Source organism: Pseudomonas sp. S2_A05 (assembly GCF_054668485.1).
Genome location: NZ_CP162775.1, coordinates 2,535,250 through 2,560,496, shown reverse-complemented (window position 1 = coordinate 2,560,496; position 25,247 = coordinate 2,535,250). Strand labels below are relative to the sequence as shown.

General features: G+C 60.9%; 17 protein-coding genes and 1 pseudogene. 11 read left to right on the top strand and 7 right to left on the bottom strand.

Annotated features, from left to right (window positions below; translation table 11 throughout):
* Window positions 1-67: 67 nt before the first annotated feature.
* On the top strand, window positions 68-1,765 hold the full coding sequence (locus tag AB4O12_RS11605; protein ID WP_460062014.1) for an AMP-binding protein: 1,698 nt from the start codon (window positions 68-70) through the stop codon (window positions 1,763-1,765).
* 651 nt (window positions 1,766-2,416) lie between these two features.
* On the opposite strand, the gene AB4O12_RS11600 is transcribed toward AB4O12_RS11605, so the two are convergent.
* The 3 genes from AB4O12_RS11600 to AB4O12_RS11590 all read right to left on the bottom strand — a co-directional run bounded on the left by AB4O12_RS11600 (window position 2,417) and on the right by AB4O12_RS11590 (window position 4,989).
* A complete protein-coding gene (locus tag AB4O12_RS11600; protein ID WP_460062012.1) occupies window positions 2,417-3,316 on the bottom strand; it encodes a hydroxymethylglutaryl-CoA lyase in 900 nt (299 codons plus the stop codon).
* 145 nt (window positions 3,317-3,461) lie between these two features.
* On the bottom strand, window positions 3,462-3,860 hold the full coding sequence (locus tag AB4O12_RS11595; protein WP_039763349.1) for a MerR family transcriptional regulator: 399 nt from the start codon (window positions 3,858-3,860) through the stop codon (window positions 3,462-3,464).
* Window positions 3,861-4,059: 199 nt separating this feature from the next.
* Complete coding sequence (locus AB4O12_RS11590; RefSeq protein WP_056788837.1) at window positions 4,060-4,989, bottom strand: LysR family transcriptional regulator; 930 nt, start codon at window positions 4,987-4,989, stop codon at window positions 4,060-4,062.
* Window positions 4,990-5,160: 171 nt separating this feature from the next.
* Here AB4O12_RS11590 and AB4O12_RS11585 point away from each other — a divergent pair, with 171 nt between their 5' ends.
* Complete coding sequence (locus AB4O12_RS11585) at window positions 5,161-6,390, top strand: acyl-CoA dehydrogenase (protein ID WP_323167586.1); 1,230 nt, start codon at window positions 5,161-5,163, stop codon at window positions 6,388-6,390.
* A gap of 121 nt (window positions 6,391-6,511) precedes the next feature.
* Here the strand turns inward: AB4O12_RS11585 and AB4O12_RS11580 are convergent, their stop codons facing one another.
* Together AB4O12_RS11580 and xthA are read right to left on the bottom strand one after the other, a co-directional pair.
* Window positions 6,512-7,846: a substrate-binding domain-containing protein gene (locus AB4O12_RS11580; RefSeq protein WP_460062007.1), complete on the bottom strand. Its 1,335-nt coding sequence runs from the start codon at window positions 7,844-7,846 to the stop codon at window positions 6,512-6,514.
* A gap of 179 nt (window positions 7,847-8,025) precedes the next feature.
* The gene (gene xthA / locus AB4O12_RS11575; RefSeq protein WP_041477104.1) at window positions 8,026-8,838 is read right to left on the bottom strand and encodes an exodeoxyribonuclease III; all 813 of its coding nucleotides are present in this window, start codon (window positions 8,836-8,838) and stop codon (window positions 8,026-8,028) included.
* Between the two features lie 258 nt (window positions 8,839-9,096).
* On the opposite strand from xthA, the gene AB4O12_RS11570 reads away from it, so the two are divergent.
* The 7 genes and pseudogenes from AB4O12_RS11570 (at window position 9,097) to AB4O12_RS11540 (ending at window position 20,389) form a co-directional block, all read left to right on the top strand.
* Window positions 9,097-9,747 (top strand): GNAT family N-acetyltransferase, encoded by a 651-nt coding sequence (locus AB4O12_RS11570; protein ID WP_041477100.1) that lies wholly within the window; start codon window positions 9,097-9,099, stop codon window positions 9,745-9,747.
* A 66-nt stretch (window positions 9,748-9,813) separates the two neighbouring features.
* Complete coding sequence (locus AB4O12_RS11565) at window positions 9,814-11,541, top strand: autotransporter assembly complex protein TamA (protein WP_460062004.1); 1,728 nt, start codon at window positions 9,814-9,816, stop codon at window positions 11,539-11,541.
* Entirely contained in the window at window positions 11,538-15,212 is a 3,675-nt protein-coding gene (locus AB4O12_RS11560; protein ID WP_460062002.1) for a translocation/assembly module TamB domain-containing protein, read from the top strand. Before AB4O12_RS11565 ends, AB4O12_RS11560 begins: the two co-directional genes overlap by 4 nt.
* Window positions 15,213-15,462: 250 nt before the next feature.
* Window positions 15,463-15,945 (top strand): MarR family winged helix-turn-helix transcriptional regulator, encoded by a 483-nt coding sequence (locus AB4O12_RS11555; protein WP_016775300.1) that lies wholly within the window; start codon window positions 15,463-15,465, stop codon window positions 15,943-15,945.
* Window positions 15,935-17,403 (top strand): annotated as a pseudogene (locus AB4O12_RS11550) (efflux transporter outer membrane subunit). The gene AB4O12_RS11555 and the pseudogene AB4O12_RS11550 overlap by 11 nt, the downstream one beginning before the upstream one ends.
* A gap of 15 nt (window positions 17,404-17,418) precedes the next feature.
* The gene (locus tag AB4O12_RS11545) at window positions 17,419-18,621 is read left to right on the top strand and encodes an HlyD family secretion protein (protein ID WP_016775298.1); all 1,203 of its coding nucleotides are present in this window, start codon (window positions 17,419-17,421) and stop codon (window positions 18,619-18,621) included.
* A gap of 238 nt (window positions 18,622-18,859) precedes the next feature.
* Complete coding sequence (locus AB4O12_RS11540; protein ID WP_024013426.1) at window positions 18,860-20,389, top strand: DHA2 family efflux MFS transporter permease subunit; 1,530 nt, start codon at window positions 18,860-18,862, stop codon at window positions 20,387-20,389.
* 178 nt (window positions 20,390-20,567) lie between these two features.
* Here the strand turns inward: AB4O12_RS11540 and lpxH are convergent, their stop codons facing one another.
* Entirely contained in the window at window positions 20,568-21,314 is a 747-nt protein-coding gene (gene lpxH / locus AB4O12_RS11535; protein ID WP_252876571.1) for a UDP-2,3-diacylglucosamine diphosphatase, read from the bottom strand.
* Window positions 21,311-21,817, bottom strand: a complete 507-nt coding sequence (locus AB4O12_RS11530; protein ID WP_460061998.1) for a peptidylprolyl isomerase — start codon at window positions 21,815-21,817, stop codon at window positions 21,311-21,313. The genes lpxH and AB4O12_RS11530 overlap by 4 nt, the downstream gene beginning before the upstream one ends.
* 251 nt (window positions 21,818-22,068) lie before the next feature.
* Here AB4O12_RS11530 and AB4O12_RS11525 point away from each other — a divergent pair, with 251 nt between their 5' ends.
* Both AB4O12_RS11525 and cysS read left to right on the top strand, forming a co-directional pair.
* Window positions 22,069-23,766, top strand: coding sequence for a glutamine--tRNA ligase/YqeY domain fusion protein (locus AB4O12_RS11525; protein ID WP_460061996.1), 1,698 nt, complete (start codon window positions 22,069-22,071; stop codon window positions 23,764-23,766).
* A gap of 18 nt (window positions 23,767-23,784) precedes the next feature.
* Window positions 23,785-25,167: a cysteine--tRNA ligase gene (gene cysS, locus AB4O12_RS11520; protein ID WP_460061993.1), complete on the top strand. Its 1,383-nt coding sequence runs from the start codon at window positions 23,785-23,787 to the stop codon at window positions 25,165-25,167.
* The last annotated feature ends 80 nt before the right edge of the window (window positions 25,168-25,247 follow it).

The following is a 25,247-nucleotide window of genomic DNA, read 5'->3' as shown; positions in this document are numbered from 1 at the left end:
GAGCAGGCTCGCTCCCACAGGGATTCAAAACCGGGAAAACCCACTAATAAAGACAATAGGGGTCGTCATGGATCTACCCAGTGCAAACCCGCAGCGCAGCTACACCCGTGGCTCTCAGGACAAAGCCCTGCTGGCGATGACCATCGGTCAGCGCTTCGATCAGACTGTCGCGCAATACCCGGACGGCGAGGCTTTGGTGGTGCGCCATCAACAGTTGCGTTACTCCTGGCGGCAACTGGCCGACGCGGTGGATGAGCAGGCCGTGGCCTTGCTCGCGCTGGGCTTGCAGACCGGAGATCGCCTCGGCATCTGGGCGCCGAATTGCGCGCAGTGGTGCATCACTCAGTTCGCCACGGCGAAGATCGGCGTGATCCTGGTCAACATCAATCCCGCCTACCGCAGCTCCGAACTCGAGTACGTGCTCAAGCAATCCGGCTGCCAGTGGCTGGTCTGTGCCGGAGCGTTCAAAACCTCGAATTACCACGAAATGCTCCAGAGCCTGGCGCCGGAATTGGCCGAGCACACCATCGGTCAGCTGCGTAGCGAACGCCTGCCGGAGTTGCGCGGCGTGATCAGCCTCGATGCCAATCCGCCGCCCGGTTTTCTGCCGTGGTCGCAGCTCAGCGATCTGGCCGCCAGCGTCTCGCCCGATCAATTGCGCGAACGCAGCGCCAGTCTGCATTTCGATCAACCGGTGAACATCCAGTACACCTCCGGCACCACCGGTTTCCCCAAGGGCGCGACCCTCAGTCACTACAACATTCTCAACAACGGCTACATGGTCGGCGAAAGCCTCGGCCTGACGACTGCCGATCGTCTGGTGATTCCGGTGCCGCTGTATCACTGCTTCGGCATGGTCATGGGCAACCTCGGTTGCGTCACCCATGGCAGCACGATGATCTACCCCAACGACGCTTTCGATCCGGCGCTGACCCTGCAAGCGGTGGCCGAAGAAAAAGCCACGGCGCTGTACGGTGTGCCGACCATGTTTATCGCCATGCTCGATCAGCCGCAGCGGCAGACCTTCGACCTGTCGAGCCTGCGCACCGGGATCATGGCCGGCGCGACCTGTCCGATCGAGGTCATGCGCCGGGTCATCAACGAAATGCACATGAGCGAAGTGCAGATCGCCTACGGCATGACCGAAACCAGTCCGGTGTCGCTGCAGACCGGGCCAGCGGATGAGCTGGAGTTGCGCGTCACCACGGTCGGGCGCACCCAGCCGCAACTGGAAAGCAAGATCATCGACACCGCCGGCAACCTTGTGCCGCGCGGCACCATTGGCGAATTGTGCACGCGCGGTTACAGCGTGATGCTCGGCTACTGGAACAACCCGCAGGCTACTGCCGAAGCCATCGATGAGGCGGGGTGGATGCACACCGGCGACCTGGCGAGCATGAACGAGGAGGGTTACGTCAACATCGCCGGGCGTAACAAGGACATGATCATTCGTGGCGGCGAGAACGTTTATCCGCGTGAGCTGGAGGAATTCTTCTTCACCCATCCGGCGGTGGCGGACGTGCAGGTGATCGGTATTCCGTGCTCGCGCTACGGTGAGGAAATCGTCGCCTGGATCAAATTCCACCCCGGCCACAGCGCCTCCGAACTGGAGCTGCAAGCCTGGTGCAAGGAACGCATCGCCCATTTCAAGACACCGCGTTACTTCAAATTCGTCGACGCGTTTCCGATGACGGTGACGGGCAAGATCCAGAAATTCAGGATGCGTGAGATCAGTATCGAGGAGCTGAAAACAATCGAGCGGTAACCTAAACCCTGTGGGAGCTGGCTTGCCAGCGATGGCGTCAGGTCAGCCAGCATCAATGTTGAATGTTCTACCGCAATCGCTGGCAAGCCAGCTCCCACAGGGATCGGGGGATTCAGGAATCACAGAAAGCACAAAGGGGAGCCGAAGCTCCCCTTTAATTTGTCGTTGCGTGCTCTTTTTATTATTGAGGGTCGGTCTGTTGTTGTTTTTGGCAACCGTGGCCCTGTACAGCTTTTTGGCGACCCCCATCCGGGGTCAAGAGCAAACGTATTTTTTTGAGCGCTGATCTGCTTTCTCGTTTAACGATCCAACCGATTCGGGAGCTACCTGAAGGTAGTTTTATTGTTCTCTGCCCGGTTGCGGGTCACTCCTGAGAGCACCCTGAAAAGCACACCTTCTCCAAAAAAATCTGTTAGCTGCGTCTCTGCCGTGTTGTTCTTGTTATGTCAGAGTCGTTTCGTCTTGTTTTTATTGGTTTGCGGCTTTTTATTCTTGTTATGCCATAGAGATAGCAGGTGTCGTGCCAACTTTTAAAAAGTCTTATAAATCAGTGATTTAAGTTTTTCGGGCTTTTTCACCCCAGGGCAAAGCCAGACAATTTGTTTCCGTGTTACTCGCTTTTGCCCACAGCACTGACCCAGCGGTAACACCTCACTGCGCGCTGCGTGCCTTGGCCACTCGCGAACCGCTTGGACGGCCGAGCACTGCACTGATCTGCTGGCCCGCAGCAATCAAGGCGTCCAGGTCGATACCGGTCTCGATGCCCAGGCCATTGAGCAGGTACACCACGTCTTCGGTCGCAACGTTACCGCTCGCGCCTTTGGCGTACGGGCAGCCGCCGAGGCCGGCGATAGAGCTGTCGAACACAGCAATGCCTTCGAGCAGGCTGGCGTAGATATTGGCCATGGCCTGGCCATAGGTGTCGTGGAAATGCCCGGCAAGCTTGTCCCGTGGTACCTGCGCCGAGACCACCTCGAACAGGCGCCGGGTCGCGCCCGCCGTGCCGGTGCCGATGGTGTCGCCCAGCGACACTTCGTAGCAGCCCATCGCGTACAGCTCGCGCGCGACCATCGCCACTTGCTCCGGCGCGACCGTGCCTTCATACGGGCAGCCCAGCACACAGGAAACGTAACCGCGCACGGTAACGCCGTGTTGTTTGGCGGCCTCCATGATCGGCGCAAACCGCGCCAGGCTTTCGTTGATCGAGCAATTGATGTTGCGCTGCGAGAACGCCTCGGAGGCGGCGGCGAACACCGCGACTTCCTTGACCCCGGCGGCGAGCGCGTCTTCAAAGCCGCGCAAGTTCGGCGCCAGCGCGCCGTAGGTCACGCCGGGTTTGCGCTGGATCTGCGCAAACACCTCGGCGGAGCCGGCCATCTGCGGCACCCATTTCGGCGAGACGAAACTGCCGACTTCGATGTAGCCGAGCCCGGCGGCGCTCAGGGCATCGACCAGTTGCACCTTGTCAGCCACGCTGATCGGTTGGGCTTCGTTCTGCAGGCCATCGCGCGGGCCGACTTCGATCAGGCGTACTTGGGAGGGGAGGGACATGGGTGGGACCTGCCTGTTTTTTTAGTTCACGAAGAACCCTGTGGGAGCGAGCCTGCTCGCGAAAGCGGTGGATCAGTCACCGTTAATGTTGGATGACAGAATGCATTCGCGAGCAGGCTCGCTCCCACAGGGGCGCCAGTGTTGGCTAGACCGCCTGCTGGCTCTTGAGCGTCTGCTCCAACGCCTGTACGCAGCGCTCTTCGGCAGTGTCCAGCTCAAGCTTCATCTGTTCGATATCGAGCAACTGCTGTTCGAGCTGTTCGCGGCGTTCGCTGATTTTCGCCAGCATGCTGTTGAGCTGTTTGGTGTTACCACCGGAAGGGTCATAGAGCTCGATCAGCTCGCGGCATTCGGCAAGGGAAAAACCGATGCGCTTGCCGCGCAGGATCAGCTTCAGAGTGACCTTGTCGCGCGGCGAATAAATGCGTTCCTGGCCACGACGCTCGGGGCTGAGCAGGCCTTGCTCTTCATAAAAGCGGATCGCCCGGGTGGTGATGTCCAGCTCGCGGGCGAGATCGGAAATGCTGTAGGTCTGACTGCTCATGAAAGCGCTCGGAAAAGGGGCATGGCGCTAAGCTAATCGGTGGTTTACGTTTACGTCAAGCGGGATGGATTTGGGGTGTCCGTACAGGCCTCTTCGCGAGCAGGCTCGCTCCCACATTCGACCGCGTTCCTTCAGATGAAATGCAATTCATTGTGGGAGCGAGCCTGCTCGCGAAGAACGATAACGCGGTAAAAAAGCCCTACACCTTCTCCAGCTTCTTCTCCTGCGCCGTCACCTGTTGGCACAACTCGATCATCTGCTCGCGCATCCAGCGGTTGGCCGGGTCCTGGTCGGTGCTCTCATGCCAATACAGGTGCGTTTCCACCGAGGGCACATCATTCACCGGCAAATTGAACGATTGCAGATCATGGCGGCGGGCGAAGCGTTCCGGCACGGTCATGACCATGTCGGTCTGCTGCATCACTTGCGAGGCCATCAGATAGTGCTGCGAGCGCAGGGCGATCTTGCGCTGGATGCCCATTTTGCCCAGCGCCAGATCGACATAACCCAGCCCACTGCGGCGGCTGGAAATATGGATGTGAGTCAGCGACAAATAGTCATCGAGGCTGAGTTTTTCCTTGCCCGCCATTGGATGGCCCTTGCGCATGGCGCAGACGTAACGGTCGTCCATCAGCTTGACGTGGCGTACCTGCGGGTCGGTGTTGAGCGGCGCATCCACGGCGAAATCCAGACGCCCGGCGGCCAGTTCCTTGGTGGTTTCCCGGCGTTTGGACAGAAAGCTTTCGATGATCACCGTCGGCGCCAGGCGGCGCAGACGCTGGAACAAGGGCGGCAGAATGATTGCCTCCGTCAAATCGGTCATGCTGATGCGATAAGTCTTGGCCGCCTGCGCCGGGTTGAAGATGCGGCTTTCCTGCACCGATACGCGCAGCAGCGACAGGGCGTTGCGCACCGGGCCGATGATGTTCTGCGCCATCGGCGTGGGCACCATGCCCTGAGCGGTACGCACGAAGAGCGGGTCGTTGAAGGTTTCGCGCAACCGCGCCAGGGCATTGGACACCGCCGGCTGGGTGATGCCGACAATCTGCCCGGCGCGGGTCAGGTTGGCTTCCGTGTAGATCGCGTCGAAGACGATGAAAAGGTTCAGGTCGACCTTGCTCAGATTCATAACGCGGCTTCTCTTGTTATTAAGTGCAAGTGTTTTGGGGGTGACGATCAGCGGATCATATATTGGTGATGAATGTTTATACACGCCGAGAATAGGCTAGGTAAATGATCAGCGCTGTTCTAGCATCGATTGCATGACTTGAACAACATCTGCCCGAGAAGGTAACTACCCATGGATTTCGCTTATTCGCCCAAGGTGCAAGAACTGCGTGAGCGCGTGACCGCGTTCATGGACACTTACGTTTACCCGGCCGAAGCGGTGTTCGAACGCCAGGTCGCCGAGGGCGATCGCTGGCAGCCGACCGCAATCATGGAAGAGCTCAAGGCCAAGGCCAAGGCTGAGGGTCTGTGGAATTTGTTTCTGCCTGAGTCCGAGCTGGGCGCCGGCCTGAGCAACCTCGAATATGCGCCATTGGCGGAAATCATGGGCCGTTCCCTGCTGGGGCCGGAGCCGTTCAACTGCTCGGCGCCGGACACCGGCAACATGGAAGTATTGGTGCGCTACGCCAACGAAGAGCAGAAACAGCGCTGGCTCGAGCCGCTGCTGCGCGGCGAGATCCGTTCGGCGTTCGCCATGACCGAGCCCGACGTGGCATCTTCCGACGCGACCAACATGGCCGCTCGGGCCGTGCGCGATGGCGATCAGTGGGTGATCAACGGTAAGAAATGGTGGACTTCCGGCGCCTGCGATCCGCGCTGCAAGATCCTGATTTTCATGGGCCTGAGCAACCCCGACGCGCCGCGTCACGCCCAGCACTCGATGATTCTCGTGCCGGTCGACACCCCCGGGGTGAAAATCGTCCGTCCGCTGCCGGTGTTCGGCTACGACGACGCACCGCACGGTCACGCCGAAGTGCTGTTCGACAACGTTCGCGTGCCGTACGAAAACGTCCTGCTCGGTGAAGGACGCGGCTTCGAAATCGCCCAGGGTCGCCTTGGCCCAGGCCGCATTCACCACTGCATGCGTTCGATCGGCATGGCCGAACGTGCGCTGGAACTGATGTGCAAACGCTCGGTGAGCCGCACCGCGTTCGGCAAACCGCTGGCGCGTCTGGGCGGCAACATCGACAAGATCGCCGACTCGCGGATGGAGATCGACATGGCGCGTCTGCTGACGTTGAAAGCGGCGTACATGATGGACACCGTCGGCAACAAAGTGGCGAAAAGCGAGATTGCGCAGATCAAAGTCGTCGCACCGAATGTCGCCCTGCGGGTGATCGACCGCGCTATCCAGATGCATGGCGGGGCAGGGGTGTCGAACGATTTCCCGCTGGCCTATATGTATGCGATGCAGCGCACCCTGCGTCTGGCCGACGGCCCGGACGAAGTGCACCGCGCGGCGATCGGCAAGTTCGAGATCGGCAAGTATGTGCCGAAGGAGATGATGCGTGGCGGCCAGTAACACCGCGTCGCCTCATTCGCGAGCAGGCTCGCTCCCACAAGATTTGTGCACGCCACAGATCCAATGTGGGAGCGAGCCTGCTCGCGAAAGGGCCTGTACACTCAGCACATCGACATCAGGATCAATACACCCAAACCTCAACCCGCCGATTCTTGATCCGCCCTTCATCCGCGCTGTTGGTCGCCACCGGCATCAGCGCACCAAAGCCGCGTACTTCGCGCATGACCACACCGTTTTTGACCAGCTCGCGCCGCACCGCCATTGCTCGCAGCTTCGACAGTAGATCAGCCCGCGCCGGGTCATCCTTCAAATCACCAAACCCCACCAGCGTCACCGCCCGTTCGGTCTTGCCATTGCGCTTTATATAGTCGAGCACCCGCGCCAGATCCTGCCGCGCCTTGTTGTCCAGACTGGCGCTGCCCTCGGCAAAACGGAAATTCACTGTCAGACGCTGGGCATGCCGGCTGAGAGATTGATAACCCTCTGGCATTAGCGCATTCGGCGCCACGCTCATGGCCTGCACGGTCTGGCTGACAAAACCGCTGGTCGCGACGATCGCCTGTCCCTGTGGACTTTGCGCGAACGTTGCCAACGCCTGCGCCCACGGATTCTGGATGTCCGGCGGTAGATAAAAGAACAAGCGCCGCGACAGCGGATAGTCTTCGGTGGCGATCAGGCTATTCAGCGGCAACATCGCTTGCGAGGCGCCGTCGGCAATCGCCACGGCTTTGGCCTGACGCACGTAAGGCAAGCCGATGAAGCCGATACCTTGCGGATCGTTGCTGACCGCATCGGACAATTGCTCGCTGGATTCGAAACGTTTCGCCGCGCTGCTCAGACTTTTCCCACGCCGGCTCAGAACCAGTTCCTTGAACGTGTCGTACGTCCCCGATTGATCATCCCGCGCATATAAATGAATGGCGTCGCCACGGCCACCGAGTTCTTCCCAGGTTTTCACTTCGCCGGCAAAAATCCGCGCCAGTTGCTCGGTGTTCAACTGCTCAAGCGGGTTGGCCGGGTTGAGGATAATCGCCAGGCCATCGATGGCAATGACTTGCTCGGCCGCCGGGCTTTTCAGATCGCCGAGGGCTTGCAGGGCAAGCAGTTCGCTGTCCTTGATCTCACGGGAAGAGGCGGCCAGATCGGCGCTGGCGTTTTTCAACGCAGCGAAACCGGTGCTGGAACCGTGAGCGGCGACTTCGATGATGACGCGTTGCCCTTGTGCGGTCTGGCCGACGATGCGTTGTTCGTTGGCGGTGTCCGGGGTTTCGCGGTGGATTTTCAGCAGGCCTTGTTGCTGCAACAGGCCTTCGACCAGCGCCGGACCAAGATCGGCACCGATGGTGTTGGAACCCTGAATGCGCAATGCCGGGCCGTTTTCGGGGATCGGCAGGGCGGCGGCGTAGATCGACAGCCAGCCACTCAACAGGAAAACGCAGAGAACACGCAGGGTCATGCCGGCACCGAATCAAGCCAAGGGGATTGCCGGGGAGATTAAGTCAGGCGCGTGACCGAAATATGACAGGGGATTACCTGTGGGAGCGAGCCTGCTCGCGAAGGCGCCGTGTCAGTCGAAAAATTCGTCGCTGATCCACCGCATTCGCGAGCAGGCTCGCTCCCACAATGAAAATTCCCTCAGGCCAGCTCAAGCCAGATCGGCGCATGGTCCGATGGCTTTTCCATGCCGCGCAGTTCGTAGTCCACGCCGGCATCCTTGACCCGTGGCAGCAGGCCATGGGACGCCAGAATTACATCGATGCGCAGGCCGCGTTTGGGCTCATCTTCAAAGCCACGGCTGCGGTAGTCGAACCAGCTGAACATGTCGCTCACGTCGGGATTGAGGTGACGGTAGCTGTCGGTCAGGCCCCAGTTTTTCAGGCGCGCCATCCACTCGCGTTCTTCCGGCAGGAAGCTGCATTTGCCGGTTTTCAGCCAGCGCTTCATGTTGTCCGGGCCGATGCCGATGTCGCAGTCTTCCGGGGAAATGTTCACATCGCCCATCACCACCAGCGGCTGTTCGTTGTGGAACTGGCTTTCCAGCAGCGCTTGCAGATCGCTGTAGAAACGCTCTTTGGCAGGGAATTTGGTTGGGTGATCGCGGCTTTCACCTTGTGGGAAATAGCCGTTCATGATCGTCACCGGCACGCCGTTGGCATCGGCAAAAGTGCCCCAGATAAAGCGCCGTTGCGCGTCTTCTTCATCGGTGGCGAAGCCTTTATGGATGGCGATCGGTTCGTTGCGCGAGAGCAGGGCGACCCCGTAATGACCTTTCTGGCCATGGAAGTGCACGTGGTAGCCGAGGGCGCGGATGTCTTCGAGGGGGAACTGGTCGTCGTGGACCTTGGTTTCCTGCAGGCCGATCACGTCGGGCTGATGTTTTTCGATCAGCGCTGCCAGCTGATGCGGACGGGCACGCAGTCCGTTGATGTTGAAGGAAACAATCTTCATGGTCGGCAGTCCTGGCAAAAGGGCGATGCTAGCTGACATGGGGGAGATGGGCCAGTGTGGGACAAATCATTTTGGCCTGTGGGATTTGTGATGCCCTATGCAGCGCCTCTGTGGGAGCGAGCCTGCTCGCGAAGAGGCCGGCGAGATCGATGAAGATCCCGACTTGGTCTATACCTGTCAGGGGAACCACCACATCCGCCCAAGGTTCGTACCAACAAGCGCCAGCCTCCGAGCGCGCCCCCGGGGAGAATCACTGCAATGCCTGAAACCCAGACCGCCGTTGCCGACATCCATATGCTCGACCGCGGCTATTCGCGCGAAGCCCGCTCGTTGCTGTATCAGGCCTATCGCCACGAGCCGACCTTCGGCTACCTGTTCGAAGCCGAACGTCCCGGCTATGAGCAACGGGTGCGCGCGACGGTGCGCGAGTTGGTCAAACAGCATTTTCTCCAGGACCTGCCGGCGATCGGCCTGTTGGTCAACGATCGCTTGATCGGCATCGCCCTGATCGCACCGCCGCAACGGCGCCTGGGCGTTACCGAAAGCTGGGCATGGCGCCTGCGCATGGTGCTCAGCACCGGTTTTCGCTGCACCCGGCGTTATCTGGAATACCACGATGCCGTTGCTGCATGCGTGCCGGGTGATTCGGTGCACATGCTGCCGTTGCTCGGCGTTCACCCGCAGTTTCAGGGCAAGCATTACGGCGAACAATTGCTCACTGCCGTGCACAACTGGTGCGCCGTCGATGAAACATCGCAAGGCGTGGTGCTCGACACCGGCAACCCGCGCTACCTGGAATTCTATAAAAGGCAGGGTTATCAGGAGATCGGCGAGGTTGCCGTCGGGCCGGTGCGCGAACACGTATTTTTCCACGCCAATCCGCAGGTGTTACAAACAGCAACGGGATAATGATCGAACTTCTTCACAAATTACCTGTTCTATCAGGCTCCCGAGCCCGTGATAGCATCCGCGCCTATGAAGTTTCCACGAAGATTTACCAGCGGCGTGCTGATGCTGTTATCCAGCTGCGCGGCGCTGGCGCAAAGTGAATTGGATGTACGGATCAAGCCGTCCAACGATGAACTCAAGGCCAATATAGAAGGCTATATCGGCAGCCTCGGCGATCGCGACGAAGAAGCCTTGCTGCGTTTCAGTCGCGGCGCCGAAGAGCAGGCGCGCAAAGCGGCGCAGGCGTTGGGCTACTACCAGCCGCAGATCGACAGTGACGTCAAGGGTGGAGAAAAACCGCGTCTGGTGTTGAACATCGATCCCGGCGAGCCGATTCGCCTGCGCAACGTCACCGTGCGCGTCGACGGCCCGGCAGCCTCGCTGAAATCCTTTCGCGTGCCGAAAAGCGACCTGCTCAAGTCCGGCGCCGTGCTCAACCATGGCCGTTACGAAGACGCCAAACGGGTGATCCAGAACCAGGCCTCGCGCTTCGGTTACTTCAGCGGTCATTTCACCAGCCAGAAGCTCATGGTCGATCCGCGCGCGGGCGTGGCCGACATCGAATTGATCTACGACAGCGGCGCGCGCTATGCGCTGGGCAAAGTCAGTTTCGAGGGCGACACGCCGTTCGACGAAGACCTGCTGCAACGCATGGTGCCGTTCAAGGCAGGCGAGCCTTACGATTCGGAACTGATCGCCGAACTCAATCGCGACCTGCAATCGAGCGGCTATTTCGAAGGCGTGCGTGTCGATGCAGCACCGACGGCAGCGCAGAACGATGTGATTCCGGTCGCCGTCAAACTCGACACGCGCAAGCCGCGCACCATGGGCCTGGGCCTCGGTTATTCGACTGACGTCGGCCCACGGATCAAGGCCAACTGGACGCGTCACTGGGTCAACCCGCAGGGCGACAGCTATGGCTGGGAGGCCGAGCTCTCGGCGCCCCGGCAGAACGTCGGGCTGTTCTACGATATCCCGCTCGACCCGCCATTGACCGACAAACTGCGCTGGGCCGGCGGCTATCAGTTCGAAGACATCGAAGGCTCCGACACCCTCAGCAAACTGCTGACTTTCGGCCCGGAATGGCACAGCAAGTTGCCCAGCGGCTGGCAGCGGGTGATCTCGCTGAAATGGCAACGTGAAGAATACGAACTCGGCGACGACTCCGGCCTGAGCACGTTGCTCATGCCCGGCATCAGTTATTCCTATCTGAAAAGCGACAACCGCATCGACCCGCGTAACGGCTATCGCCTGAGCTTCGAAAGCAAAGTGGCCAAGGAAGGCCTCGGTTCGGACAACAACCTTTTATACGGCACCGCGCTGGTCAAGGGCCTGACCACGGTATTCGACAAGCACCGCCTGCTCGGCCGCGTGCAGGTCGGCGGCAGCGCCACCAACGGCTACAACTCGATCCCGCCGTCGCTGCGCTTCTTTGCCGGTGGCGATCAGAGCGTGCGCGGTTACGACTATCAGAGCCTGTCGCCGAAAAACTCTGACGGCGACCGCATCGGTGGCCGCTACATGATTGCCGGCAGCGTCGAGTATCAGTATTCGATCGCCGAGAAATGGCGGGTCGCGACCTTCGTCGACCAAGGCAACTCTTTCAACAAACTCGAACTGCCCGACCTCAAGACCGGGGTCGGTGTAGGTGTGCGCTGGGTCTCTCCGGTCGGGCCGATCCGCCTTGACCTGGCCCATGCGCTGGACGACGACGGCGGCATCCGGCTGCACTTTTCCATGGGGCCTGAGCTGTGAAGCGTGGTGTGAAAATAACGGCGCTGACGCTGTTGGCGCTGGTTGTGTTAATCGTCTTGAGCCTGGCCGCACTGCTTGGCACGCAGGCCGGCAGCCGTTGGGCGCTGGGCCTTGTGCCCGGCTTGAGCGTGGAGAATTTCCACGGTCGCCTCGCTGGGCAGTGGAGTGCCGATCACCTGGTGTGGCAGCAGGACACCAGCCGTGTCGAGCTGAACAAGGCGATTTTCGCCTGGTCGCCGCTGTGCCTGACGCGCATGACCTTGTGCATCGATCAGCTCAAGGCCGATCAGGTGATCCTGCAATTCCCGCCGAGCGAAGAAACCACCGAGAGCGGCCCGATCACACTGCAGGACCTGCAATTGCCGTTGGCCATCGAATTGGGCGACGTCGAGGTGGGCAGCCTGTTGTTCAACGGCAGCGAACAGCTCAAGGGCTTGCAACTGGCGGCGCACTGGACCGCACGAGGCCTGCAGATCGACAGCGTGAAATTGCAGCGCGACGAGCTCAGCCTGAACCTGTCCGGCCTGCTGCAACCGAGCGGCAACTGGCCGCTGACGATTCAGGGCGATTTGACTTTGCCTTCTCCCGGCAGCGAGCCGTGGACGCTGGCGCTGAAAGTCGACGGCGATCTGCTGAAAACCCTCAACCTGCACGCCGACAGCCGCGGCTACCTCGACGGCCAGTTGAACGGCGAGCTGCAAGCGCTGGCGGAAAACCTCCCGGCCAAGCTGCGCGTCACCAGCGATGCGTTCAAGCCGAGCGCCGATCTGCCGGACACCCTGCAATTCAATCAGCTTGTGCTCACCGGCGAAGGCGACCTGAAAAACGGTTATCAACTGCTCGGCAACGCCACGCTGCCCGCCGAGAAATCACCGGTGGCGCTGCTGCTCAAGGGCAAGGTTGACGCCAACGGCGCGCAGATCGCCGGCCTCGACCTCAACGCCAACGACACGCAAAGCGTCAAGCTCAGCGGCAATGTCGACTGGAGCAAGGGTCTCAGCGCCCAGGCCAATATCAACTGGCAAGACTTCCCGTGGCACCGGCTCTATCCGGAAATCGACGAGCCGCAAGTGACGTTGCGCACCTTCACCGGCGAAGTGTCCTACACCGACGGCCAGTATCTCGGTAATTTCGACGCTGCGCTGGATGGCCCGGCCGGGGCGTTCACCTTGAGCAGTCCGTTCAGCGGCAGTCTGGAACAGATCGCTTTGCCGCAACTGGTCATGCAGGCCGGGCAGGGCAGGGCCGAAGGGCACGTGAATGTGCGCTTCGCCGATGGCATCGCCTGGGATACTGCGCTGGATCTGTCGGCGCTCAACCCGGCGTACTGGGTCGCCGAACTGCCGGGCACCCTGGCCGGACCGTTGAAGAGTAAAGGCGAGATGAAGAATGATCGACTCAGCCTCAGCGCCGACCTCGATCTCAAGGGCAAGTTGCGCGGCCAACCGGCGGTCCTCCAGGCCAAGGCTGACGGCGCGGGCGAGCGGTGGAATCTCAATGCCCTGCAGATCCGCCTCGGCGACAACAGCATCAATGGCAAGGGCAGCCTGCAGGACAAACTCGGCGGACAGATCGACATCAAGCTGCCGCGTCTGGCCCAGTTGTGGCCGCAATTGCGCGGGCAGGTCAACGGTCAGGTCAACGTCGCCGGCACGCTGAAGGCGCCGCAGGGCAAGCTTGATCTGCAAGGTTCGCAACTGGCCTTCCAGGACAATCGCCTGCAAAGCCTCAACCTCGACGCCACGCTCGACAGTGCGCAGCGGGCGAAGATCAATCTCAAAGGCAGCGGCATTCAGGCCGGCGATACTTCGCTCGGCACCCTGACCGCCAGTGCTCAGGGCGATATCAAAAGCCAGAAACTCAACCTCGACCTGATCGGACCGAAGCTGAAACTGGCGCTGGGGCTGGACGGCAATCTGGACAAGGGCAACTGGCGCGGACGCTTGGCCAGTGGCGACATTCAGGCCGGTGGCCAGGACTGGAAGCTGCAAAGCCCGGCTAGACTGGAGCGCCTGGCGGACGGCCAGATCAATTTCGGCGCGCATTGCTGGCTGTCCGGCAATGCCAGCCTGTGTGGCGAAGATCAGCGCCTGATGCCCGAGCCTAAGCTGCGTTATCACCTCAAGCAATTCCCGATCGAAAGCCTTGCGCAATGGTTGCCCAAAGACTTCGCCTGGCAGGGCCGGCTCAACGCCGATCTGCAACTGGACTTGCCGGCGAGCGGCCCGAACGGCGTGGTCAGTGTCGACGCCAGCGGCGGCACCCTGCGCGTGCGCGACAAGGATCGCTGGCTGGATTTCCCCTACCAGACCCTCAAACTCAGCAGCAAGCTAACGCCCAAGCGGGTCGACACCGAGCTCAATTTTGTCGGCGGCAAACTCGGCGAATTGCTGGTGCAAGCGCAGCTCAATCCGCTGCCGAAAAACAAACCGCTGAGCGGCTCGTTCCGCCTCTCTGGCCTCGACCTGTCGGTGGCGCGGCCGTTCGTGCCGATGGTCGAGAAACTCACCGGCCGCCTCAACGGCAGTGGCACGATCTCCGGTGGTTTGCTCGCACCGCTGGTCAACGGCACCGTGCAGCTCAGCGATGGCGAAGTGTCCGGCGCCGAACTGCCGATGGAGCTGCAGAATCTGCAACTGACTGCAGCGATCGCCGGCGAATCGATGCGCCTGGACGGAGGCTGGAACAGCGGCAAGACTGGCAAGGGCAGCCTCAACGGCAACGTCGCTTGGGGGCAGGCGCTGGTGGTCGATCTGGCGCTCAAGGGCACGCAATTGCCGGTCAGCGTCGAGCCCTACGCCAAACTGGAAATGGCCCCGGACCTGAAGATTTCCATGGCCGGCGATGAGCTGAAAGTTGCCGGCAAGGTGCTGGTGCCGAAAGGCGAAATCACCGTGCGCGAGCTGCCGCCATCGACGGTAAAAGTCTCCGACGACACGATCATCGTCGGCGCACAGACCGAAGAGGGCAAACCACCGATCGCGATGAAAATGGACATCGACGTGATCGTCGGCCAGGACAAGCTGAGCTTTGCCGGTTTCGGCCTGACCGCCAATCTGCAAGGTCAGGTGCACATCGGCGACAACATGGACACCCGTGGCGAACTCTGGCTCAACGACGGCCGCTATCGCGCCTACGGCCAGCGCCTGACCGTGCGTCGCGCGCGTCTGTTGTTCGCCGGTCCCATCGACCAGCCGTATCTGGACATCGAAGCGATCCGCCAGACCGACGACGTCATCGCCGGCATTCGCCTGAGCGGCAGCGCCGAACAGCCGACCACGCAGATCTTCTCCGAACCGGCGATGAGTCAGGAACAGGCGCTGTCGTACCTGGTGCTCGGCCGTCCGCTGAGCACCAGCGGCGAAGACAACAACATGCTCGCGCAAGCCGCGCTGGGCCTGGGCCTGATGGGCAGCGCCGGGGTCACCAGTGGTCTGGCCAAGGATCTGGGCATCGAGGATTTCCAGCTCGACACCCAGGGCAGCGGCAACGACACCAGCGTCGTCGCCAGCGGCAACATCTCTGAAAAACTCAGCCTGCGCTACGGCGTCGGCGTCTTCGAACCGGCCAGCACCATCGCCTTGCGCTACAAGCTGAGCAAGAAGGTCTACGTCGAAGCGGCGAGCGGCGTGGCGAGTTCGCTGGATATTTTCTACAAGCGGGATTTCTAGAGCGCGTTCTCTCCAATGATCGTTCCCACGCTCTGCGTGGGAATGCCTCAAGGGACGCTCTGCGTCCCGGCTCTCAAAAAAACGGACGCAGAGCGTCCCCGGCTGCATTCCCACGCGGAGCGTGGGAACGATCCCGCGTGGCCGGTCAGTGATTAATTACAAAGCCCCCTAACTATTGCGTTGACATTCGCTGCCTAAGCAGTAACATCTCGACATACATTCACTGCCTAGGCAGTCATCAGGTCGACCCATGAAGCATTTCACCCCGGAAGAATTCAAACATTGCCACCTCGGCCTGTTGCTCGGTCGTGCCGCGTTGCTCAAGGACCGGATCATCGATACCCACATGGAACCCCACGGCATCACCGCCGCGCAGTTCAAGGTGTTGATCATCATGGCCCAGTTCGGCGTCGACACCCCGGCCGAGCTGTGCCGCCATCTGTCGCTGGACAGCGGGTCGATGACGCGCATGCTCGATCGTCTCGAGCAGAAGGCTTTTCTGCTTCGTCAGCGCAGCGAAGGCGACCGGCGTCAGGTGCAGTTGAAGCTGACCGAGCAGGGCCAGCAACTGGCTGATCGTCTGCCGCACATCGGTGCCGATGCGATGAATGAGCTGGCCGGCGCGATCTCCCGCGAAGAGTTGAAAACCCTGGAATACATCCTGAAGAAAATCCTGCTGGCCGCCGGTGACCCGATCACCATACAGCGTCTAGGTGATCACAATGAGCGCTAACACTTTGCGCAGCAGTCTGACGCTGCTGTTGTCGGCGATGATCCTCGCCGGTTGCGCCAATTACAGCGGCCTCGACACTGAAGGCCAGCGCCTCGACGCGAAGAGCCTGAAGACAGCGCAGTCTCTGGACGGCGTCAGCCTGTCGCCGGCGGCGTGGCCGAAAAGCGATTGGTGGAGCAGCCTCGGCGATCCGCAGCTCGACGGCCTGATCCGCGAAGCCCTGCACGACAGCCCGGACATGCAGATCGCCGCAGCCCGCGCCCATCAGGCCAGTGCCGCCGCCTATGCCGCCGACGCCGAGCGTTATCCGACCCTCGACGCCAGCGCCGGCATCAGCCGTTCGCGGCTGGCTCGTGATCAGGATCCGCTGGGGCAGGGCGGGGCTTACGCGACGGTGCGCAATGTCAGCGCCGGCTTCAATTACAACTTCGATTTGTGGGGCGGTCAGCGCGCTGCTCGGAAGCCGCACTCGGCGAGGCTCGTGCTGCTGAAGTCGACCGTCAGGCGGCGCAGCTGACACTTGCCGCTGACGTCGCCCGTGCGTATAGCGATCTCGGTCAGGCGCACATCGTTTACGACCTTGCCAGCGAAGACCTCAAGCGCACCCGGCAAATGCTCGACCTCAGTCAGCGCCGCTTGAGTTCGGGGATCGACAGCCAGTACCAGTTCCAGCAAACCCAGAGTCTGGAAGCCAGTTCTCAAGCGAGCCTGATCGACGCGGAAAAACGCCTGAACAGCGCGAAAATCGCCTTGGCGGTATTGCTCGGCAAAGGCCCGGATCGTGGCAACGAAATCGCTCGACCGAAAGTTCTGCAAGCCAGCGCCGTGGCGGTGCCGTCGGTGTTGCCGGCGGAACTGCTCGGCCGCCGCCCGGATCTGGTCGCGGCGCGCTGGCGTGTCGAGGCGGCGAGCAAAGACATCGATGCGGCGAAAACCCGCTTCTATCCCAACCTCAACCTGTCGGCCTCGGCCGGCGCCGAGTCGTTGCTGGGTGATGCGATGTTCGGTTCGGCCAGCCGCTTCTTCAACATCGCGCCGACCGTATCGCTGCCGATTTTCGATGGCGGACGCCTGCGCGCCAACTTTGATGCGCGCGACGCTGATTACGATCTGGCGGTGGCGCAGTACAACAAAAGCCTGGTGAAAGCCCTGGGTGATGTTGGCGACACCATCAACCAGCTGCGTGATATCGGCCGGCAGATCGGCGCGCAGCAACATGCCACCGACATTGCTCAGGATTCTTACAACACCGTCGTCCAGCGTTACGGTTCCGGCATCGGCAACTACCTGGACGTGCTCAGCATCGAGCAGCAATTGCTCCAGGCCCAGCGTCAGCTGGCGACCCTCAATGCCGAGCAGATCGACCTGTCGATTCAACTGATGCAAGCGCTGGGCGGCGGCTTTCAGGGTGAAAACCTGAACGCAGCCAACGCCAGCCCCGCCTCGTCGCACCATTAATTCAAGGTATTTGTCATGGCCACTGCCGAAAACACCCAAGCTCAAGACAACACCCCGGACACCGGCAACCCGCGCAAACGCAAGGTGATGCTGCTGGCCCTCGCCGTGGTCGTCCTGCTCGCCATTGCCGGCGTCTGGGCCTATCACGAGTTCATCGGGCGCTTTAACGAAAGCACCGACGATGCCTACGTCAATGGCAACGTCGTGGAAATCACACCGCTGGTCACCGGCACCGTGGTCAGCATCGGCGCTGACGACGGTGATCTGGTCCAGGAAGGCCAGGTGCTGGTCAACTTCGACCCCAACGATGCCGAAGTCGGCCTGCAAAGTGCCAAGGCCAAACTGGCCCGCACCGTGCGTCAGGTGCGCGGCTTATACAGCAACGTCGACGGCATGAAAGCCCAGGTCAACGCGCAGCAGGCCGAAGTGCAGAAAGCCCAGGACAACTACAACCGCCGCAAAAATCTGGCTCAGGGCGGGGCGATTTCCCAGGAAGAACTGTCCCACGCCCGCGACGACCTGACCTCGGCGCAGAACGCACTGGCTAACGCCAAACAGCAACTGAAAACCACCAGCGCGCTGGTCGACGACACCGTGGTCTCGTCGCATCCAGACGTGATGTCGGCGGCTGCCGATCTGCGTCAGGCCTATCTGACCAATGCGCGCAGCACCTTGATCGCGCCGGTCACCGGTTACGTCGCCAAGCGCACCGTGCAACTCGGTCAGCGCGTGCAGCCGGGCACCGCGTTGATGGCGGTGATTCCGCTGGATCAGCTGTGGATCGACGCCAACTTCAAGGAAACCCAACTGCGTGACATGCGCATCGGTCAGCCAGTGGATATCGAGGCCGATATTTATGGCAGCGATGTGAAATACAGCGGCACCGTCGACAGCCTCGGCGCCGGTACCGGCAGCGCATTTGCCTTGCTGCCGGCACAGAACGCCACCGGTAACTGGATCAAGATTGTTCAGCGTGTGCCGGTGCGTATCCACATCAACGCCGAAGAGCTGGCCAAGCACCCGCTGCGTGTCGGTCTGTCGACCAATGTCGAGGTCAATCTGCACGACCAGAGCGGCCCGGTGCTGGCCCAGCAACCGCCGCAAAAGGCCTCGTTCAGCACCAACGTCTACGAGCGCCAACTGGCCGAAGCGGACGCGATGATTGCCCAGTTGATTCACGACAACAGCGCAGCAGCAGGCAAGACCGCGCAGCGCTGAGAGCACACCGGATCAGAAGTAGGCTCTGTGGTGAGCGGTTATCTGTGGTGAGGGGATTTATCTGTGGCGAGGGGATTTATCCCCGCTGGACTGCGCAGCAGGCCCGTTTTTCCTGAGCCAAAAGAGGGGCCGCTTCGCGACCCAGCGGGGATAAATCCCCTCGCCACAAGGGCCTGTTACCACAGGGCCTGCTGTGTTCATCAGACCGCAGCGACCATCAGGTTTCATAGGATTCACAATGAGCAATAACGCTTCTTTCACGCCGCCCAGCCTGTTGCTCAGCACCATCGGCCTGTCGCTGGCGACGTTCATGCAAGTGCTCGACACGACCATCGCCAACGTGGCGCTGCCGACGATTTCCGGCAACCTCGGGGTGAGTTCGGAGCAGGGCACCTGGGTCATCACTTCGTTTGCCGTGAGCAATGCCATTGCGCTGCCGCTGACCGGTTGGCTCAGCCGCCGCTTCGGTGAGGTGAAGCTGTTTCTGTGGGCGACGATGCTGTTTGTGCTGGCGTCGTTTCTCTGCGGTATCTCCACTTCGATGCCTGAGCTGATCGGCTTTCGTGTGCTGCAAGGCCTGGTGGCCGGGCCGCTGTACCCGATGACGCAGACCCTGTTGATCGCGGTGTATCCGCCGGCGAAACGCGGGATGGCCCTGGCATTGCTGGCGATGGTCACGGTGGTCGCGCCGATTGCCGGGCCGATTCTCGGCGGCTGGATCACCGACAGTTACAGCTGGCCGTGGATCTTCTTCATCAACGTACCGATCGGCATCTTTGCGGTGATGGTGGTGCGTTCGCAACTGGCGAAACGGCCGGTGGTGACCAGTCGCCAGCCGATGGATTACGTCGGTCTGATCACGCTGATCATTGGCGTCGGCGCGTTGCAGGTGATCCTCGACAAGGGCAATGACCTGGACTGGTTCGAATCGAACTTCATCATCGTCGGCGCGGCGATTTCCGTGGTCGCCCTGGCGGTGTTCGTGATCTGGGAAATGACCGACCGCCATCCGGTGGTCAACCTGCGCCTGTTCGCCCATCGCAACTTCCGCATCGGCACGCTGGTGCTGGTCTTGGGTTACGCCGGGTTCTTCGGCATCAACCTGATCCTGCCGCAGTGGCTGCAAACACAAATGGGTTACACCGCGACCTGGGCGGGACTTGCCGTGGCGCCGATCGGGATTCTGCCGGTGTTGCTGTCGCCATTTGTCGGCAAATACGCGCACAAGTTCGACCTGCGTCTGCTCGCCGGCATTGCGTTTCTGGCGATTGGCCTGAGCTGTTTCATGCGCGCCGAGTTCACCAACGAGGTCGACTTCCAGCACATCGCTCTGGTGCAGTTGTTCATGGGTATCGGTGTGGCGCTGTTCTTCATGCCGACCCTGAGTATTCTGATGTCGGACTTGCCGCCGAGCCAGATCGCTGATGGCGCAGGCCTGGCGACGTTCCTGCGGACACTGGGCGGCAGCTTTGCGGCGTCGTTGACCACCTGGATCTGGATTCGCCGGGCCGATCAGCATCATGCGTATATGAGCGAAAGCATCAGCACGTTTGAGCCTGCCACCCGCGAGACCCTGAATCAGTTGGGTGGCGCGAGTCAGTCGGCGTATGCGCAGATGGACCAGATCCTCACGAGCCAGGCGTACATGCTTTCGACCGTGGATTACTTCACGTTGCTAGGGTGGGGATTCATGGGGCTGATTTTGATTGTATGGCTGGCGAAACCGCCGTTTGCCGCCAAGGCCGGGCCGGCAGCTTCGGGGCACTAGAATCAAGAGCCCCTCACCCTAACCCTCTCCCGGAGGGAGAGGGGACTGACCGCGGTGCATGTTCGAGGTACATCGACTTGCGATACCGAGTCGAACTCAGGTTTTGAACTGCATGCGATCAGCTCCCTTTCCCCCTCGCCCCCCTGGGGAGAGGGCTGGGGTGAGGGGGTAAAGCTCTTCAGCCGTGCGGCAATGCCAGCGGCGGGGCGAAATCGAACGGCGCCAAGGCATACCCACTCTCATCCACCTGCAACGCCCAACCCTGACGATCCCAATCTCCCAGCACAATCCGCTTCGCCGCTTGTTCACCAAGCTGCAACTTGTGAATTGCCGGGCGATGGGTATGGCCGTGGATCAGGGTTTTCACGCCGAATTCGTGCATCACTCGCGGAATCTCTTCCGGGGTGACATCAACGATGTCATTGGCCTTCATCCGCGTCTGTGCGCGGCTTTCGCTGCGTAGCTTGCGCGCCAGTTTGTGGCGGCTGCGCAGTGGCAGGTGACGGAGGATGAACAGGGTGATCGGGTTACGCAGATAACGCCGCAGCTTCATATAGCCAACGTCGCGGGTACACAGGCTGTCGCCGTGCATCAGCAGCACCGGCTCGCCGTAGAACTGCACGACACTCGGATCCTTCAGCAATGTGCAGCCGGCCTGTTTGCAGAAGGCCTTGCCGAGCATGAAGTCGCGATTGCCGTGCATCAGGAATATGGCCGTGCCGCTGTCGCTCAAATCGCGCAGGGCCTGGCAGATGGAGCGCTGAAAGGGCGTCATGGCGTCGTCGCCAATCCACGCCTCGAAGAAGTCGCCGAGGATGTACAACGCACTCGCCGAGCGGGCGCGTCCGGCGAGCAAATCCAGAAACGCCCGGGTAATGTCCGGGCGCTCCTCTTCCAGATGCAAGTCTGAAATCAGCAATATCACGCTTCGATGATCTCGGCTTTCTCGATGATCACGTCGTCTGCGGGTACGTCCTGGTGGCCGGACTTGGAAGTGGTCGACACGCCTTTGATCTTGTCGACAACGTCGGTGCCGGCGGTCACTTTACCGAATACCGCGTAACCCCAGCCCTGAGTGGTCTTGCCGCTGTGGTTGAGGAAGGTGTTGTCGGCGACGTTGATGAAGAACTGCGCCGATGCCGAATGAGGCTCCATGGTGCGGGCCATGGCGACGGTGTATTTGTCGTTGGAGAGACCGTTGTCCGCTTCGTTCTGGATGCTTGGACGCTTGTCTTTCTTTTCTTTCATGCCGGGCTCGAAACCGCCGCCCTGGATCATGAAGTTGCCGATGACGCGGTGGAATACGGTGTTGGTGTAGTGACCGGCGTTGACGTACTCGATGAAGTTGGCAACGGTGATCGGCGCCTTTTCAGCGTTCAGTTCGATGACGATGTCGCCATGGTTGGTGGTCAGTTTGACTTGAGTCATGGTCATTACTCTTCATAGGGAATTCGTGGTTCTGGGACCTTTAGCCCCACAACCGGTTCAGCCTGCTTCGGCCAAGGTGCGCAGTTTAGCGTGACAGGCGCGAATTTCGAGGCGGTTTTTCATTTCCCGGCGATTAAATGCGTGCCTTTATAAGAGCTGCTCTGTCAGGCCCTTGACAGCATCGGCTATGATAGCGGCTTTGTTTTGTCTGGCCCCTCTTTGCGGCCGCGCACCTGTACGTCAAGGATCCTATGAGCAAGCCCACTGTCGACCCTACCTCGAATGCCAAGTCTGGCCCTGCCGTGCCGGTCAACTTCCTGCGGCCGATCATCCGGGCAGACCTGGACTCGGGCAAGCACACCCAGATCGTGACTCGCTTTCCGCCGGAGCCCAACGGCTACCTGCACATCGGCCACGCCAAGTCGATCTGCGTCAACTTCGGCCTGGCCCAGGAGTTCGGTGGCGTCACGCACCTGCGTTTCGACGACACCAACCCGGCCAAGGAAGATCAGGAATACATCGACGCCATCGAAAGCGACGTCAAATGGCTGGGCTTCGAATGGTCCGGTGAAGTGCGCTACGCCTCGCAGTATTTCGACCAGTTGCACGACTGGGCCGTCGAGCTGATCAAGGCCGGCAAGGCCTACGTCGACGACCTGACCCCGGAACAGGCCAAGGAATACCGTGGCAGCCTCACCGAGCCGGGCAAGAACAGCCCGTTCCGTGACCGTTCGGTTGAGGAAAACCTCGACCTGTTCGCGCGCATGAAGGCCGGTGAATTCCCGGACGGCGCGCGCGTGCTGCGGGCGAAGATCGACATGGCCTCGCCGAACATGAACCTGCGCGACCCGATCATGTATCGCATTCGCCACGCGCATCACCACCAGACCGGCGACAAGTGGTGCATCTATCCGAACTACGACTTCACCCACGGTCAGTCGGACGCCATCGAAGGCATCACCCATTCGATCTGCACCCTCGAGTTCGAAAGCCATCGTCCACTGTACGAATGGTTCCCGGAGAACCTGCCGGTGCCGGCGAACCCGCGCCAGTACGAGTTCAGCCGTCTGAACCTGAACTACACGATCACCAGCAAGCGCAAGCTCAAGCAACTGGTTGACGAGAAGCACGTCAATGGCTGGGACGATCCGCGCATGTCCACGCTGTCGGGCTTCCGTCGCCGTGGCTACACGCCGAAATCGATCCGCAACTTCTGCGAAATGATCGGCACCAACCGTTCCGACGGTGTGGTTGATTTCGGCATGCTCGAATTCAGCATCCGTGACGACCTCGACCACAGCGCCCCGCGCGCCATGTGCGTGCTGCGTCCGCTGAAAGTGGTCATCACCAACTACCCGGAAGGCCAGGTCGAAAACCTCGAACTGCCACGCCACCCGAAAGAAGACATGGGCGTGCGCGCGCTGCCATTCGCCCGGGAAATCTACATCGACCGTGAAGACTTCATGGAAGAGCCGCCGAAGGGCTACAAGCGCCTGGAACCGGCCGGTGAAGTGCGTCTGCGCGGCAGCTACGTGATCCGTGCCGACGAAGCGATCAAGGACGCCGACGGCAACATCGTCGAACTGCGTTGCTCGTACGACCCGGAAACCCTGGGCAAGAACCCGGAAGGGCGCAAGGTCAAAGGCGTGATCCACTGGGTGCCGGCCGCCGCCAGCGTCGAGTGCGAAGTACGTCTGTACGATCGCCTGTTCCGTTCGCCGAACCCGGAGAAGGCCGAAGACAGCGCCAGCTTCCTCGACAACATCAACCCTGACTCGCTGCAAGTGCTGACCGGTTGTCGCGCTGAGCCATCGCTCGGCAACGCACAGCCGGAAGACCGTTTCCAGTTCGAGCGCGAAGGCTACTTCGTCGCGGATCTGAAGGACTCGAAACCCGGTCAGCCGGTATTCAACCGTACCGTGACCCTGCGTGATTCGTGGGGCCAGTGAGTGAGTCAAGGAACTAACGTGCTAACGATCTACAACACGCTCACCAAGAGCAAAGAAGTCTTCAAGCCGCTTGATGGCAACAAGGTGCGCATGTACGTCTGCGGGATGACCGTGTACGACTACTGCCACCTCGGCCACGGCCGCAGCATGGTCGCGTTCGACCTGGTGACGCGCTGGCTGCGCTTCAGCGGTTATGACCTGACCTACGTGCGCAACATCACCGACATCGACGACAAGATCATCAATCGTGCGCGCGAGAACGGTGAATCGTTCGAAGCGCTGACCGAGCGCATGATCGCCGCGATGCACGAAGACGAAGCGCGCCTGAACATCCAGAAGCCGGACATGGAACCGCGCGCCACCGATCACATCGCTGGCATGCACGCGATGATCCAGACCCTGATCGACAAGGGCTACGCCTACGCACCGGGCAATGGCGACGTGTACTACCGCGTCGCCAAGTTCATGGGCTACGGCAAGCTGTCGCGCAAGAAGATCGAAGATTTGCGCATTGGCGCGCGCATCGAAGTCGATGAGTCGAAACAAGACCCGCTCGACTTCGTCCTGTGGAAAGCCGCCAAGCCGGGCGAGCCGAGCTGGGAATCGCCATGGGGCGCCGGGCGTCCGGGCTGGCACATCGAGTGCTCGGTGATGTCGACCTGCTGCCTCGGTGAGACTTTCGATATTCATGGCGGCGGCAGCGACCCGGAGTTCCCGCACCACGAAAACGAAATCGCCCAGAGCGAAGCGGCCACCGGCAAGACCTACGCCAACGCGTGGATGCATTGCGGCATGATTCGCATCAATGGCGAGAAGATGTCCAAGTCCTTGAACAACTTCTTCACCATCCGCGACGTGCTCGACAAGTACCACCCGGAAGTGGTGCGTTACCTGTTGGTCTCGAGCCACTACCGCAGCGCGATCAACTATTCGGAAGACAACCTCAAGGACGCCAAGGGCGCACTGGAGCGTTTCTACCATGCGTTGAAAGGCCTGCCGAGCGTGGCGCCGGCCGGTGGCGAGGCGTTCGTCGAGCGTTTCACCACGGTGATGAACGACGACTTCGGCACCCCTGAAGCGTGCGCTGTGCTGTTCGAGATGGTGCGCGAGATCAACCGTCTGCGCGAGAGCGATCTTGATGCAGCGGCGGGGCTGGCGGCACGTCTGAAGGAACTGGCGAGTGTGCTCGGTGTGTTGCAACTTGAGGCCGATGACTTCCTGCAGGCGGGCGCTGAAGGGCGGGTCGATGCGGCTGAGGTTGATGCGCTGATTGCGGCGCGTCTGGCGGCTCGGGCGAGTAAGGATTGGGCTGAGTCCGATCGTATCCGTGATCAGCTGACGGCGATGGGTGTCGTGCTGGAAGACGGCAAGGGTGGGACTACCTGGCGTTTGGCTGACTAAGGCCCAAAGCCCCTACCATGATCGTTCCCACGCTCTGCGTGGGAATGCCTCAACGGACGCTCCGCGTTCGGCTCTGTAGG

Coding starts and splice junctions, on each gene's coding strand:
- AB4O12_RS11530 (WP_460061998.1), bottom strand. CDS start 21,817: ATGACTCAAGTCAAACTGACCACCAACCATGGCGACATCGTCATCGAA.
- AB4O12_RS11545 (WP_016775298.1), top strand. CDS start 17,419: ATGGCCACTGCCGAAAACACCCAAGCTCAAGACAACACCCCGGACACC.
- AB4O12_RS11585 (WP_323167586.1), top strand. CDS start 5,161: ATGGATTTCGCTTATTCGCCCAAGGTGCAAGAACTGCGTGAGCGCGTG.
- AB4O12_RS11605 (WP_460062014.1), top strand. CDS start 68: ATGGATCTACCCAGTGCAAACCCGCAGCGCAGCTACACCCGTGGCTCT.
- AB4O12_RS11525 (WP_460061996.1), top strand. CDS start 22,069: ATGAGCAAGCCCACTGTCGACCCTACCTCGAATGCCAAGTCTGGCCCT.
- AB4O12_RS11555 (WP_016775300.1), top strand. CDS start 15,463: ATGAAGCATTTCACCCCGGAAGAATTCAAACATTGCCACCTCGGCCTG.
- AB4O12_RS11540 (WP_024013426.1), top strand. CDS start 18,860: ATGAGCAATAACGCTTCTTTCACGCCGCCCAGCCTGTTGCTCAGCACC.
- AB4O12_RS11580 (WP_460062007.1), bottom strand. CDS start 7,846: ATGACCCTGCGTGTTCTCTGCGTTTTCCTGTTGAGTGGCTGGCTGTCG.
- AB4O12_RS11600 (WP_460062012.1), bottom strand. CDS start 3,316: ATGTCCCTCCCCTCCCAAGTACGCCTGATCGAAGTCGGCCCGCGCGAT.
- xthA (WP_041477104.1), bottom strand. CDS start 8,838: ATGAAGATTGTTTCCTTCAACATCAACGGACTGCGTGCCCGTCCGCAT.
- AB4O12_RS11565 (WP_460062004.1), top strand. CDS start 9,814: ATGAAGTTTCCACGAAGATTTACCAGCGGCGTGCTGATGCTGTTATCC.
- AB4O12_RS11590 (WP_056788837.1), bottom strand. CDS start 4,989: ATGAATCTGAGCAAGGTCGACCTGAACCTTTTCATCGTCTTCGACGCG.
- AB4O12_RS11570 (WP_041477100.1), top strand. CDS start 9,097: ATGCCTGAAACCCAGACCGCCGTTGCCGACATCCATATGCTCGACCGC.
- AB4O12_RS11595 (WP_039763349.1), bottom strand. CDS start 3,860: ATGAGCAGTCAGACCTACAGCATTTCCGATCTCGCCCGCGAGCTGGAC.